The sequence below is a fragment of the Staphylococcus sp. 231237_7MaSpsaltlick genome (genome assembly GCF_043107035.1).
This window is the reverse complement of sequence record NZ_JBICNX010000003.1, coordinates 235,238-249,045: the sequence shown is the minus strand read 5'-3', so window position 1 is coordinate 249,045 and position 13,808 is coordinate 235,238. Positions and strand designations below refer to the sequence as shown.

Sequence of the window (13,808 nt, the reverse complement as noted above, 5' to 3'; positions counted from 1 at the left end):
AAGGATTAACTCTCTTTTATATTTAAACGCTATAATTATGAACGTATATCTTTGTCATAGCTTAAGATAAATAGATTTGAGTTTATAATTTCAAATGCATCATTTTTACCTTTTGTGTCATTTTGTGTATGAATCGTTGCAAATGACTGATTATTATAGAAAAAATAAGCATTATCTTGTAATAAAATACTTTCAAATTAAGTTTAATACTAAGTCATCAATGCCTAAAACTAATGTGGAACTATAATACATTGCTTAGTATTCAGGCGAGACTCCTGAGGGAACAGGACAAGCTGAAGACTACAGGCTGAAGCTGTCCCCAAGGAAAGCGAGCCAGTAATACAAAATACTGTAAATAATAAAATGAGTTAATGAGCGATTAGAATAAGTGCTTTTATGTATTAAATATAAAGTGAATTTGTTTTTATTATTAAAAAAGGGGAATAATTTAAAGACTTGAAACTAATTATAATTTTTATGCGTATTAGTTTTAGACTATTATATTATTGAATATATCAAACAAATGACGTCCATCCGTTAATAGATTTATAATGAAATCTAACCAAAAAAGCAATTTTAATTTTAAAAAGATTAAGTTTTACGCGTGAATATTAACAGAGTATAAAGATTGTGTAAATCTAAAGGATTAAGTTAGCATAAAGATGATTAATATTGATAAAGTAGGAATAGAAGTAACTGAAATGAAGGTGTTAAGGTATGCAAATAAGAGTAATTGTGCCTTGCTTTAATGAAGGTGAAGTAATATTAAAAACTTATCAACGTTTATCGGAGATATTATCAAAAGATAGTGCGCATCATCAATATGAATATGATTTATTATTTGTCGATGATGGAAGTAAAGATAAAACAATTAACTATATTCAAGAAGCAGCTACTAAAGATCAACACGTAAAATTTATCTCATTTAGTAGAAACTTCGGTAAAGAATCAGCTATGATAGCTGGTTATCAGCATAGTAAAGACTGTGATGCAGTAATTATGATAGATGCTGACTTGCAACATCCACCAGAATTAATCCCTAAAATGATTGAAGGCTACATGGATGGTTATGATCAAGTTGTAGCAAAAAGAGATAGAACAGGTGAAAAACAATCACGTAAAATTATGACGCGCATTTATTATAAAGTAATCAATCGCTTTGTCGAAGACATTGAATTGGAAGATGGCGTTGGTGATTTTAGATTGTTAAGTCAACGTGCAGTTAATTCACTTACAGAGTTGGATGAATGCAATCGTTTCTCTAAAGGTTTATACGAGTGGATTGGTTATAATACTAAAGTGTTTACCTATGAAAATGTTGAAAGAGAAGATGGCGAGTCCAAATGGTCATTTGGTAAATTATTAAATTATGGTATTGATGGATTGTTATCATTTAATACAAAACCACTGCGTGCAATGATTTATCTTGGATTATTTGTATTCTTTGTTAGTATACTTTACATTACATTTATTTTTGCAGGTATTATATTAAATGGAGTTAATACGCCAGGATACTTTTCAACTATAGCAGCTATATTACTACTAGGTGGTATTCAACTCATTTCTATAGGTGTTGTCGGTGAATATATTGGACGTATCTATTATGAAGTTAAAGCGCGACCTAAATATATAGTACAAGCCTCTAATTTAAGTAATGATAAAGTGAAGTCGAATTTAAGTCATGATTTAGATTCAAATGTAACTACAGAAGATTTGAATAGCAATCATTTCAAATATAAGAGACACTATAGAAAAGATAAAGAGTTAGTTAATCATCGTTAATTTATACAAATTCAAAGTAAATAGTTCCACAATGATTATCCAGAGATAGTGCTAATTATACTAAGTCGATTGCTTTGAATCATTTCAATAAAAGCTTCGTAATGTGCAGTAAATATACTGAGATTACGAAGCTTTTTATTATAAAAAAACAGTCAAAATGTTTCATTTGATAACATTTTGACTGCAAACAACTTTTATTGGTTATATTATTTTGAATTTTTCTTACGTAGTCTACCTACTACAAATGATACAACTGCTACTAATATAATTGTACCGATTAACGCAGGGAAAATGGCGATGCCACCTAAATGCCAACCCCAATCTCCAAGTAGCCAACTACCTAGAGCAGAACCAACGATACCGGCAATAATATTACCTAAGATACCGCCTGGAATATCTTTACCGACGATGCCACCAGCAATCCAACCGATTAAACCGCCGACGATAAGCATTAATATAAATCCCATAATATAACCTCCTTATAATTAATTTCTACGATATTAATAGTTACCACAATTTGAATTGGATTAATCACGTTTATGTAAAAATATATTTTGCCAAATAATAAAAGCAATAAAAATGGCGTGGATTATAATAAACATGTACCAATAAGGTGTGAGTAATGTCATTAATGTAGTAGCAATAATCATTAGTATTTGTCCAACAAGAATCGGATGTTTAATACGATGTATAAATCCGAATTTTTCTTTTTCACTTGGAGAAAAGGTAGTATAAAATACGATGATTGCCCCGAACATAAATACTGTTGGTGCTAAATAAGGTACTGACATATAATATGAATCATTACTTGTACTATACGTTAGGATTAACGAAGTGCTCAATATACTTGTAATAATAAAGGCAATGAATTTTTGTTGTGAAATTACATACGTATGTACCTTTCTATTTAAGTAAAGCTGTAAGATTGTCCATAATAGCAATTGTATATTGGTATAAAGTGAAATGAAGTCATACTTGCCGACGATAATTAAATTGATAAAGCTAGAAATGGTTAATGCAATGAGTATAGAGCTAAACTTGAGTTGTTTATAATTCTGACGATATAAATCAATGCCGAGGATGACTAATACCGCAGCTATATTTATGATTATATTAATTAGCATGGTGCTCTCCTAACCTAGATACTTCACTGCAATATTATATCAATTAAGATAAATTTATTCATACGAAAACATGCAATGTCACGTGTTTAAAATCATTTATTCAAATGTTTTATTTTAGTATTATTTTTCAAATAAATTATATTTAATAATAAGCAGTGTAACTGTCCTATTAAGTGATTAAGTAAGTTTTATTTATTATAGCATTTATTAAATACTTGTTAATCAGTCAATAAACGTAAGGGTTGTTAAGCTTGAATGACAGGGTTTCAAATTCAATTTAATAATTGGCTTAACAGTAATTTATGATTTTATTTAATAATGCTAAATTTTATCATAAAAAAGTGATGCGTTGTTAGGACAAAGAGCATTATACAACGCATCACAGTAAAATCTCAATTTAAACACCTTTTTTATTACTCCAAAGTAGTGTGTGTAATTGAGGTAAAACATAAACATTATTCATATCGGGACTCGCCATAACACGATCAACCAAGGTTTCATATAATGTTAATAATCTTTCAGTATGTGATTCAACATATTCTCCATCTAAGTATGGATTACCAACTTGCAAATAAAATGGTATTTCTGGATAACGATGATGAATCATTTTAGCAAATTGATAGTCTTCATCATCGAATATAACAACCTTAAGGTTAAGTGTTTCTGGAACACATTTCGCTATTACGTCATCAAGTATAGGTAGATTAGGTTTCATTTTAGAACTTGGTGGTTTGGGACTAATAGTTAAGTCATCAATTTGTGTCATCCAAGGTTGGAATTTACTTCCTTGTGTTTCTAAAGCGCTTTGGATATTTTTACTGTCGAATAAATCAACTAAAGATTGAATCCCTTTAATCAACGCAGGATTACCTCCTGAAATAGTTACATGATTAAAGGAATCACCGGCGATTTCATATAATTTATCGTATATTTCTTCAGCAGTCATTAACTGAATATCTTCCTTTGCACTTCCGTCCCAAGTAAAGCTCGAATCACACCAACTACATCTATAATCACATCCAGCTGTTCTGACAAACATCGTCTTACGGCCGATAACACGACCTTCACCTTGAATGGTTGGTCCAAAAATTTCTAGAACAGGTATCTTACTCATGTGAAGTCTCCTTAGGTCTAAAGACAACATAACTTGTTGGCGTTTCTCTTACATATACTTGTAAGCACTGTGGCTTATTCTGGCGTTCATCTAATGCACTTTGCACCATTTCATAAATTGTTTGTGCTACAACTTCAGTAGATGGACTCTTACCTGTAAATTGTGGTAGTTCATTTAGTAATTGATGATCAAATTGACCATGCACTATTTTTTTTAATTCACTAAAATTCACAAGAAATCCATTATGATCTAATGTATCCCCAGCAATCGTTAGGTTGACGAAATAAGTATGACCGTGTGTTCTCATACATTTTCCAGCATCTTCACTAGGAATGTAATGTGCTGCAGAAAAATTAAAATCTTTATTTAATTCAAATTGATAATCGTGTTGTACACTTGGATAATTTTGTTGGAACATATTATCGCGCTCCTTTTTCTTCTAAATATGCATTTAAACCGCGTGCACGTAAATGACAAGCCGGACACTTCCCACAACCTTCGCCAATGATGCCGTTATAGCAAGTAAGTGTTTTTGTTCTTATATAATCAAGTACGCCTAAGTCATCGCTTAGGGCCCATGTTGCTTTTTTGTCTAGCCACATCAAAGGCGTGTGAATGACAAAGTCTTTATCCATTGAAAGTGACAGTGTTACATTCATAGATTTTATGAAACTATCTCTACAATCTGGATACCCTGAAAAATCCGTTTCACAAACACCCGTTATAATATGTTTAGCATTTGTTTGATAAGCTAATGCACCTGCAAATGAAAGAAACAATAAGTTTCTTGCAGGGACAAATGTATTAGGTACACCATCTTCTGTCTCTTCGATATCCATGTCATGTTGTGTTAATGCATTTGGAGTTAGCTGTGATAATAATGACATATCTAACAAGTGATGTTTGACGTTTTGTTCTTCAGCTATTTGTTGAGCTACTTTTATTTCTGTGTCGTGACGCTGTCCGTATTGAAAGGTTACGAGTTCAACTTCTGAGAAATGTTTCTTAGCCCAGAATAAACAGGTTGTACTGTCTTGACCACCGCTAAAGACGACAATGGCTTTATCATTATTTAATGTTTGTTGCGTCATAGTATTGTACACTCCTTATTAATTTCATACTAGCTTTTTAAATTAAAAATGACGCAAAAAAACGTCTGTCTCTATAAAAAGACAGACGTTTTTGAGTGTCTAGTTTTTTATAGAGGGTATCAGCTAGGAACCTCTTTGTATTCATTTATGCCGTGATATAGAATAATATATTTACGTTGTAAAATCAAGGTGATATTTGTGATAATAGGGTTAATATCATATTATAGAATATCTATTAAAAAGAGGTGAACGCATGATACTAATGATTGATAATAAAGATTCATTCACATACAACATTGTAGATTATATTAAGCAAATCTACAAAGATGGTGTTTGTGTTATTGATGTTACAGCGTTGTCGATTGCGAAGATACAACAAATTCAACCAAAAGGCATTGTGATTTCTCCGGGGCCGGGAACACCTAAGGATTATCCAATACTAACGGAAGTAATGGACGAATTTGCACAACAAGTGCCAATTTTAGGAGTGTGTTTGGGATTTCAACATATTATTACATACTATGGTGGCGACATTGTTAAAAGTTATCGCCCAATTCATGGTCATACGACAGTTATTGAGCATACTGGCGAAGGTATATTTAAGGACTTACCACAGTCATTTAAAGTAATGCGATATCATTCATTGATGGCACAACAAGATACAATGCCATCGCATTTAAAGGTTACTGCACGTAATGATGAAGCAATTATTATGGCATTTGAACATCAAAGCCTCCCTATATACGGCGTACAATACCATCCGGAATCCATATTAAGTGAATATGGCATTGAACAATTGAAATTATTTATAGAAATTATGGTGACAAAACATGCAAATCCAGTTTAATTATCGCTATTTAAAGGATGAAATAGAACATGAAACACATCAGTATAACTTTACAAATAGTATTGAGCAAAGGCTTGCCTATCAATTGCAAGATGTAGGTGACGTGGTTAACTTTGCAGAGACTAAGCAAAAAATGGGGTATTATGTCGCATTATATTTATCATATGAAGCGGCAAGCTATTTTAATCCAGAAATGGCAACCGTTTCAATTTCTGAACGTAACCTTTATGCTGCGGCCTATGTTTTTGAAAGCTATGATATGGCAGCACTTCCGAAATATGAAGGGCATAGTCAACGATGCAATTTTCAATTTCAATTTAGTCATACGACGATGATGGATCATATAAAGTCAGTTCAACAGGCAATAATTGAGGGGAATACGTATCAAGTAAATTACACAACACGTTTAATAGATGATATTCATTATCCGATTGCGGCATTATATGAAATATTATTAAAAGGAAATAATGGCTTTTATTCTGCTTTAATCGATACATCAGAACTGAAAGTGGCATCAATATCACCTGAATTATTCTTTCAGAGGGGGCCATTTAAAGACGATGAGGATGTTATCGTCAGTAAACCGATGAAGGGGACCATAGCGAGAGGTCGGACGCCTGAAGAAGATCGTCGAAATTTAGAAACATTGCGTCATTCAGCAAAGGATAAAGCTGAAAATGTAATGATAGTAGATTTATTACGTAATGATATAGGTAGAATTGCACAATCAGGATCAGTCTATGTCTATCAACTTTTTAATATAGAAGCATACACGACCGTTTATCAGATGACGACAATGGTGACGGGTAAAGTCAATCACACAATGTCACTAGTCAATGTATTAAAGGCACTATTTCCATGTGGCTCTATAACTGGAGCGCCCAAGCTAAATACGATGAAATATATCAAAGCATTAGAACAAACACCGCGTTATATTTATTGTGGCTCAATAGGTTTACTCTTACCGAATGGCAAGTCTATCTTTAATGTACCTATTAGAACCATTCAATATATCAATGATAAAGCGGTATATGGCGTTGGTGCTGGGATTACAATTGATTCAAATCCAGAATTAGAAATTCAAGAATTTAAAGATAAGACGCGTATATTGGAGAGATTATAATGCAATTATTTGAAACAATGAAGTTAGAGAATGGAACAGTAAACAGGTTGAATTATCATATTAAAAGAATGCGTAGTGCATGTGAAAATCTCGATATTAAATTTCAACAACAAACATTTGAGGATATTATCAAAGAAGTTAGTTCAACTTATCATTATGGGACGTTCCGCTTAAAGGTCTTGGTTGATGAGCAAGGACAGATGGAACATGTCGTAGCTGATTTACCAAGTAAAAGTTATTTTACGGCACGACTAGTACAATTGAAATGGCCAACTAACAAAGATCAAGTCATTTATAAGACAACGCATCGCAACCATTTGGCACACGATCATTCGACAGATTTGATATTATTATATGATGCATCTGGCAAGTTATTAGAATTTGATATCGGTAATGTCATGATAAAGGAAGATGATCAATATTATACACCGGAGTATAATGGGGATTTCTTGAAAGGTTGTATGCGAGAGGAACTCATAGAAGAAGGTAAATTAATAGAGCGAGATTATTCGATAGACGTGTTCAAGGATAAATTGATTCGTGGAGAGATTGAGGTTTTTCTGATAAATAGTTTAAGAGAGGTTGCCGAGGTTAGGTTTTATCTTTAAAATAAAGCTTAAGTACAACAGTGATACTTTATTACAAAGTAAATGACGATAAAATAATCGTTTCCACAATGAACTTTAAGTAATAACTTAGATTAATATGTCGTTGAGTAGGTACAGTTTAAATAAAAATAATGAGTTAGTGAGGCAAGATGGATGATATGGATTTGGGCAGTAGCGATTATCATTTTAGCGATGTTAACAAAGTTATGGACGAATCAATTATTAAAGCAACACGTGGTTATACGTGCACAAATCATAGTTACTATATCTTGTATTGTCCAAATTATCTTTATTTACTTTTTTATGATTGAACTTATACATCACTTAGTTCAAGGGTTGCGTGTATTCTACCATTAAGCAAGGTAACTATTTATGAGGTGAATTTATGAAGATTTATAGCCAGGGAGATCAGGCAATTGTGGTCTCTATAGAAAAAGAAGTCTCAAGAGATTTAACAGAAGATTTATTGGCGTTAAAGTCTTATTTATCAAGCAAAAACTTTTCTTTTATTACAGAAATTGTTCCAACAGAATCAGACATGATGATTTGTTATGATGCAAGAGACATGATTAAACATCATAATATTCGCTCGCCATTTTTGTATATGAAAGCATTGTTACAATCCATACAACTAGAAATTACACATGTCGATGAAGCGGCACCAGCTATAGAAATCCCTGTCATTTATGGTGGACAATATGGTCCAGACTTAGAAGCTTTATTAAAATACTATAAATTAACAATGGATAAATTTGTTAAATTACATACGAAGCCTAATTACTTTGTCTCAATGATGGGCTACACGCCTGGTTTTCCTTATTTAACAGGTATGGAAAAACGTTTGTTTGTCAATCATACCGGTGATGAAAAGACCTTTATTCCTGCAGGGTCAGTTATTATTGAAGGTAAAAAGTGTGGAATAACAACAACGGATACTTATGGTGACTGGTTGGTTGTTGGTTATACTCCGGTTGAGCTATTTAATCCTAACAAAGTTGATTTTGCTAAATTAAAGTTAGGAGATAATGTGCAATTCAAACCTGTTACAGAACAAGAACTTGACTTAGGAGGCTTTAAACCATGTCAATTATAATTGAAGATGCGGGGCTATTTTCAAGCTTTCAAGATTTTGGACGTCAAGGATATGAACATAATGGTGTTATACCTGGTGGCGCATTAGATCCATTAGCACATGAAATTGCAAATAGGCTCGTCGCAAATGATAAACGTGAAGCAACATTAGAAATGACTAATAATATGGCACGTATCCGCTTTACCGAACCAACACTTATTGCTTTAAGTGGTGGGAATTTTAAAGCTGCAACAGAGCAAATGAAGGTATTGCCTAATAAATTATATTTAATGGAAAAAGGGGATGTACTTGCTTTTACGGAAACAAAGCGAACGTCTCGTGTCTATTTAGCAATCGGTGGCGGTTTTGAATTAGACGAATGGCTTGGTTCTACGTCTACAGACTTTAAATCTCAAATTGGTGGTTTTCATGGTCGCAAATTAAAAAAAGGCGACGAGATAAATATGAAACGTGATTATACAGAACGTCATCATAAACTATTTGAAAATCTTGAAGAACGCCGAGAAACAGACTGGGGTATAGATGGCTATGCATTATCATTTAACTATATGTCAGATGTAATTCATGTCATCAAAAATAAAGGTACAGAAGACTTTAAAAAGAATGCACTGAATCGTTTCACACTTGGTGAATATAAGGTCTCAAGTAAGGCAAATAGAGTTGGCATGCTCGTTGAAGGACCGTCTGTAAAAGCATATTATGAGGATATGCCAGCACATCAATCTGTCCAACGAGGTACAATTCAAGTAAAGCGTGACGGTACACCGATCATCTTACTCAATGATCATTATACGTTAGGTAGTTACCCCCAACTAGGAACAATTGCGAGCTATCATTTAACTAAATTAGGACAAAAACATCAAGGTACTAAATTAAAATTCCAATTTATAGATGTTGAAACTGCTGAGAAAAATCTTGTGAAATATTCTAACTGGCTAAACCAATTATTTCATGGCATTGAGTATAGAATGCAATTAGAAATGCTGAAATAGCAAAAAAAAGTGGAATTATATAACAATATGATATTCTTATCATGTTGCGTGCAGATATAGTTTGTACTCATTAATAATAATTGAGATAATACGGAAAGAAATCACGTTTGCTTTAACGTGATTTCTTTCGTTTTTAGTTTGAATTGACGGATAATTGTTTGATATTATTAAAAAAATATAAGAAATTCATACATATTATAATTGTTTCTTATTTTATATATAGGACTATAGTCTGATTAATATATCAGAGATAGTGCGTATAATTAATACGTACCTTGTTCCTTAATAGATTGTTAATATGTCGTTAATAAGTCCTTAATAAAAGGATTTTTATAAGTTTATTCACCTCAAAAAGTGTGTTTTTACTTGAAATTTGACTTGAATTGCTTTATATTAATTAATTGAACTGTATGCGTTTTGTTACATTTGTATTACAAAAATAGGCAGAATGTAAATCTTGCCTTTACATAATTAAATTTGATAGCAAACTATTAATATTATGTGTTGATACAATTGATAACTATGATATGCATATTGATATTAAAAACAATGAATTGAACTCAAATTTTAAATTAAAAAGAAGTAAAATCGCCAACATAACTGATGTGTTTCTTAATGACTTTAAAGCCTGAAGGATTGTATTTTTGCAAATAACGATTTAATGAATTACTAAGCAATATGATTATCGCAAACAGGACATCATTACAGTAACTTTGCCAATTTTTTCTAGGTATGGATAATAACCAGCCTATATTAATTTATAACGGGGGAAACAAACATGAGTTTACACAAAAAGAAATTGACTCTTTTTGCGTTTTTTATACTGACGGTGATTACTGTCACGTTAAAGACGTATTTTTCATATTATGTTGATTTTTCTTTAGGTGTTAAAGGATTAGTTCAAAACTTAATCTTATTAATGAATCCATACAGTTTAGTGGCTTTAATTTTAAGTGTCTTCTTATTCTTTAAAGGTAAGAAAGCTTTTTGGTTTATCTTTATTGGAGGCTTTATCTTAAGTTTCCTATTGTATGCTAACGTTGTGTATTTCAGATTCTTCTCTGACTTCTTAACGTTCAGTACGTTAAATCAAGTGGGTAACGTCGATTCGATGGGTGGAGCAGTAACAGCTTCATTTAAATGGTACGATTTCATTTATTTCCTTGATACGATTATTTACTTATTTATTTTAATCTTTAAACAAAAATGGATTGATAAACGCGTATTTAGCAAAAAATTTATTCCATTCATCATGGCAGCATCAGTCGCGTTATTCTTCTTAAACTTAGCATTTGCAGAATCTGATCGTCCACAATTGTTAACACGTACATTTGACCATAAATATTTAGTTAAATATTTAGGACCATATAACTTCACAGTGTATGATGGCGTAAAAACAATTCAAAACAAACAGCAAAAAGCGCTTGCAAACGAAGATGATTTAACAAAAGTGTTAAATTATACAAAGCAAAAGCAAGTTGAACCAAATAAAGAATATTTTGGTGCAGCTAAGAAGAAAAACATTATCAAAATTCACTTAGAAAGTTTCCAAACTTTCTTAATTAATAAAAAGGTTAACGGTCAAGAGGTAACACCATTCTTAAATAAACTGTCAACTGGTAAAGAAGGATATAGATATTATCCAAACTTCTTCCATCAAACTGGCCAAGGTAAAACATCTGACGCTGAGTTTACAATGGATAACAGTTTATATGGTCTACCACAAGGGTCAGCTTATTCATTGAAAGGTGATAATACCTTCCAATCATTACCAGCTATACTTGATCAACAACAAGGTTATACATCAAGCGTTATGCATGGTGACTACAAAACTTTCTGGAACCGTGATCAAGTGTACAAACACTTTGGTATCGATAAGTTCTATGATGCAACATACTTCGATATGTCACCAGATAATATCGAAAACCTTGGACTTAAAGATAAAGAGTTCTTTAAAGAATCAACTGATTACTTAGCAAAAGAAAAAGAACCATTCTATACACATTTAATTACATTAACAAACCACTATCCATTTACGTTGTCATCTGAAGATGCAACAATAGATAGACCAAATACAGGTGATTCTACAGTTGATGGTTATATTCAAACTGCGAGATACTTAGATGAATCATTAGAACAATTTGTTAATGAATTGAAGAAAAAAGGTCTATATGACGATTCAGTTATCATGATTTATGGTGACCATTACGGTATCTCAGAAAACCATAATAAAGCCATGGAAAAACTATTAGGTGAAGACATTACTCCAGCTAAATTTACAGACTTAAACCGTACAGGTTTATGGTTGAAGATTCCTGGTAAAGAAGGTACAGTCGATAAGACATATGCTGGTCAAGTCGATGTAATGCCTACAATCTTACACTTAATGGGTATTGATACTAAGAACTACTTGATGATGGGTACAGACTTATTATCTAAAGATCATAATGATACAGTACCATTCAGAAATGGTGACTTTATTACTAAAGACTATAAATATGTTAATGGTAGAATTTATGATAATAAGACAAATGAACCTGTAACAAAAACACCGAAAGACTTTGAAAAACGTAAACAACAAGCTGAAAAAGACTTAGAAATGAGTGACAATGTCTTAAACGGTGACTTATTCAGATTCTATAAGAACCCTGATTTCGATAAAATAAATCCTTCTAAATATGAATATAAAACAGGTCCAAAAGGACAAGAAAAAAATTAGAAGAGACTTTAAATTTAATGTAAAAATAATGATCAAAAGCAAGAAGGTAACGCTCGATGAAACAGAGCGTTACCTTCTTTTTTGTATTAAAAAAACCTTACGCTATGCGCATGGTACAGTGTGGTTTTACCGCTGTATTAAAAAATTGTATATCTAGTGCAAATACGCTACTTCACAAGCGTTATGTTGCCTTATTAGTGCATACATGAGGAATCTATATATAACAAAAAAGCGTTTAATGACGATATGATATAAACGAACAATAATTCACTAGGTATGATATGAGATTGATGCTTAGTTATCGCAAACAATATTACCGTAGTGTCATCATTTATAAATCATATGCTAAACGCTTTGTTGTAAATCAGATATTAATAAGTAATGTTATCGTCCTTATCCAAGTGCAACGTCAAGAATCATCATTATGGTGAATCCTAACATTAGACTGAGTGTGGCAAGGTCGGTGTTATTACTAGCTTGTGAATCTGGGATTAATTCTTCAACAACAACAAATATCATCGCACCTGCAGCAAATGCCAATGCATACGGTAACATAGGTGTAATGACTAATACTGCAGCTGCACCAATTGTAGCAAATATTGGCTCTACAATTGCTGATGCTTGTCCATAGTTGAAGGCCTTCCATCGAGATGCCCCCGCTGCTCGAATAGGCATAGATAGTGCTGCCCCTTCAGGTATATTCTGTATACCTATACCTATAGCTAAACTTAATGCCCCTAATAATGTCGCTTGACCATTACCCGAAACAATACCACCGAAAGCAACACCAATTGAGAGACCTTCGGGTATATTGTGTAACGTGATTGCTAAGACTAGTAAAGTATTCTTGTTGAGTTTCTTAGTGCCAACACCTTCATGGAACTGATTCTCATCGGATGTATTGGGATGGATATGAGGTATAACTAAATCTAAGGCACGAATAAATAGCCCACCCAATAAAAATCCGATAGCAGCTGGTAACCATGCAAATGAGGAGTCCTTACCATAATCGATGGCAGGTTGTAATAAAGACCAAAAACTTGCAGCAATCATAATCCCTGCGGCGAAACCCTGCATTGAGTTTAAAATCTTATCATTTACACGTTTAAATATGAATACTGCTGCAGCTCCTAGTGCTGTTAATAGCCAAGTGATAATTCCAGCTATTAGTGCTTGGATATAAGGAGGTAATGCTTGGAAAAATTCCGTCATAAGCTTGTCTCCTTTGTATCATTTGAACCCAAAAAGGTGTATAATGTATGGAACTGAAATTAATTTTAACAGAATTAACTATATTTATCGATATTTAAAAAGG

At 32.5% G+C, this 13,808-nt stretch carries 14 protein-coding genes; 8 read left to right on the top strand and 6 right to left on the bottom strand.

Annotation, left to right across the window (positions count from 1 at the left end; all coding sequences use genetic code 11):
• Positions 1–717 precede the first annotated feature (717 nt).
• A complete protein-coding gene (locus tag ACF91D_RS07275; RefSeq protein WP_042738178.1) occupies positions 718–1,782 on the top strand; it encodes a glycosyltransferase family 2 protein in 1,065 nt (354 codons plus the stop codon).
• Between the two features lie 206 nt (positions 1,783–1,988).
• On the opposite strand, the gene ACF91D_RS07270 is transcribed toward ACF91D_RS07275, so the two are convergent.
• The 5 genes from ACF91D_RS07270 to queC all read right to left on the bottom strand — a co-directional run bounded on the left by ACF91D_RS07270 (position 1,989) and on the right by queC (position 5,111).
• Positions 1,989–2,249, bottom strand: coding sequence for a GlsB/YeaQ/YmgE family stress response membrane protein (locus tag ACF91D_RS07270; protein ID WP_042738179.1), 261 nt, complete (start codon positions 2,247–2,249; stop codon positions 1,989–1,991).
• A 60-nt stretch (positions 2,250–2,309) separates the two neighbouring features.
• Positions 2,310–2,906, bottom strand: a complete 597-nt coding sequence (locus ACF91D_RS07265) for a hypothetical protein (RefSeq protein WP_107589968.1) — start codon at positions 2,904–2,906, stop codon at positions 2,310–2,312.
• 397 nt (positions 2,907–3,303) lie between these two features.
• Positions 3,304–4,020, bottom strand: coding sequence for a 7-carboxy-7-deazaguanine synthase QueE (gene queE / locus ACF91D_RS07260; RefSeq protein WP_042738181.1), 717 nt, complete (start codon positions 4,018–4,020; stop codon positions 3,304–3,306).
• Positions 4,013–4,438 carry a 6-carboxytetrahydropterin synthase QueD gene (gene queD, locus ACF91D_RS07255; protein WP_042738182.1) on the bottom strand — a complete coding sequence of 142 codons (426 nt, stop codon included), beginning with the start codon at positions 4,436–4,438 and terminating at the stop codon, positions 4,013–4,015. Before queD ends, queE begins: the two co-directional genes overlap by 8 nt.
• Position 4,439: 1 nt before the next feature.
• A complete protein-coding gene (queC, locus tag ACF91D_RS07250) occupies positions 4,440–5,111 on the bottom strand; it encodes a 7-cyano-7-deazaguanine synthase QueC (protein ID WP_042738183.1) in 672 nt (223 codons plus the stop codon).
• Positions 5,112–5,364: 253 nt separating this feature from the next.
• Between queC and ACF91D_RS07245 the strand changes: the two genes are divergently transcribed.
• The 7 genes from ACF91D_RS07245 (at position 5,365) to ltaS (ending at position 12,493) form a co-directional block, all read left to right on the top strand.
• Positions 5,365–5,958, top strand: coding sequence for an anthranilate synthase component II (locus ACF91D_RS07245; RefSeq protein ID WP_107526555.1), 594 nt, complete (start codon positions 5,365–5,367; stop codon positions 5,956–5,958).
• Positions 5,942–7,081 carry a chorismate-binding protein gene (locus tag ACF91D_RS07240; protein WP_107526556.1) on the top strand — a complete coding sequence of 380 codons (1,140 nt, stop codon included), beginning with the start codon at positions 5,942–5,944 and terminating at the stop codon, positions 7,079–7,081. The genes ACF91D_RS07245 and ACF91D_RS07240 overlap by 17 nt, the downstream gene beginning before the upstream one ends.
• The gene (locus ACF91D_RS07235) at positions 7,081–7,689 is read left to right on the top strand and encodes an aminotransferase class IV (protein ID WP_107526557.1); all 609 of its coding nucleotides are present in this window, start codon (positions 7,081–7,083) and stop codon (positions 7,687–7,689) included. Before ACF91D_RS07240 ends, ACF91D_RS07235 begins: the two co-directional genes overlap by 1 nt.
• A 153-nt stretch (positions 7,690–7,842) precedes the next feature.
• Positions 7,843–8,046 carry a hypothetical protein gene (locus tag ACF91D_RS07230; RefSeq protein ID WP_107526558.1) on the top strand — a complete coding sequence of 68 codons (204 nt, stop codon included), beginning with the start codon at positions 7,843–7,845 and terminating at the stop codon, positions 8,044–8,046.
• A 28-nt stretch (positions 8,047–8,074) separates the two neighbouring features.
• Positions 8,075–8,782 carry a 5-oxoprolinase subunit B family protein gene (locus ACF91D_RS07225; protein ID WP_042738188.1) on the top strand — a complete coding sequence of 236 codons (708 nt, stop codon included), beginning with the start codon at positions 8,075–8,077 and terminating at the stop codon, positions 8,780–8,782.
• Positions 8,770–9,774 (top strand): 5-oxoprolinase subunit C family protein, encoded by a 1,005-nt coding sequence (locus tag ACF91D_RS07220; RefSeq protein ID WP_107526559.1) that lies wholly within the window; start codon positions 8,770–8,772, stop codon positions 9,772–9,774. Before ACF91D_RS07225 ends, ACF91D_RS07220 begins: the two co-directional genes overlap by 13 nt.
• 778 nt (positions 9,775–10,552) lie before the next feature.
• Positions 10,553–12,493, top strand: a complete 1,941-nt coding sequence (ltaS, locus tag ACF91D_RS07215) for a polyglycerol-phosphate lipoteichoic acid synthase LtaS (protein WP_392436780.1) — start codon at positions 10,553–10,555, stop codon at positions 12,491–12,493.
• A gap of 393 nt (positions 12,494–12,886) precedes the next feature.
• Here the strand turns inward: ltaS and ACF91D_RS07210 are convergent, their stop codons facing one another.
• A complete protein-coding gene (locus ACF91D_RS07210; protein ID WP_042738191.1) occupies positions 12,887–13,705 on the bottom strand; it encodes a ZIP family metal transporter in 819 nt (272 codons plus the stop codon).
• Positions 13,706–13,808: the final 103 nt, after the last annotated feature.

Coding starts and splice junctions, on each gene's coding strand:
- ACF91D_RS07270 (WP_042738179.1), bottom strand. CDS start 2,249: ATGGGATTTATATTAATGCTTATCGTCGGCGGTTTAATCGGTTGGATT.
- ACF91D_RS07235 (WP_107526557.1), top strand. CDS start 7,081: ATGCAATTATTTGAAACAATGAAGTTAGAGAATGGAACAGTAAACAGG.
- ACF91D_RS07245 (WP_107526555.1), top strand. CDS start 5,365: ATGATACTAATGATTGATAATAAAGATTCATTCACATACAACATTGTA.
- ltaS (WP_392436780.1), top strand. CDS start 10,553: ATGAGTTTACACAAAAAGAAATTGACTCTTTTTGCGTTTTTTATACTG.
- queC (WP_042738183.1), bottom strand. CDS start 5,111: ATGACGCAACAAACATTAAATAATGATAAAGCCATTGTCGTCTTTAGC.
- queE (WP_042738181.1), bottom strand. CDS start 4,020: ATGAGTAAGATACCTGTTCTAGAAATTTTTGGACCAACCATTCAAGGT.
- ACF91D_RS07275 (WP_042738178.1), top strand. CDS start 718: ATGCAAATAAGAGTAATTGTGCCTTGCTTTAATGAAGGTGAAGTAATA.
- ACF91D_RS07265 (WP_107589968.1), bottom strand. CDS start 2,906: ATGCTAATTAATATAATCATAAATATAGCTGCGGTATTAGTCATCCTC.
- ACF91D_RS07230 (WP_107526558.1), top strand. CDS start 7,843: ATGATATGGATTTGGGCAGTAGCGATTATCATTTTAGCGATGTTAACA.
- ACF91D_RS07210 (WP_042738191.1), bottom strand. CDS start 13,705: ATGACGGAATTTTTCCAAGCATTACCTCCTTATATCCAAGCACTAATA.
- ACF91D_RS07225 (WP_042738188.1), top strand. CDS start 8,075: ATGAAGATTTATAGCCAGGGAGATCAGGCAATTGTGGTCTCTATAGAA.
- ACF91D_RS07220 (WP_107526559.1), top strand. CDS start 8,770: ATGTCAATTATAATTGAAGATGCGGGGCTATTTTCAAGCTTTCAAGAT.
- queD (WP_042738182.1), bottom strand. CDS start 4,438: ATGTTCCAACAAAATTATCCAAGTGTACAACACGATTATCAATTTGAA.
- ACF91D_RS07240 (WP_107526556.1), top strand. CDS start 5,942: ATGCAAATCCAGTTTAATTATCGCTATTTAAAGGATGAAATAGAACAT.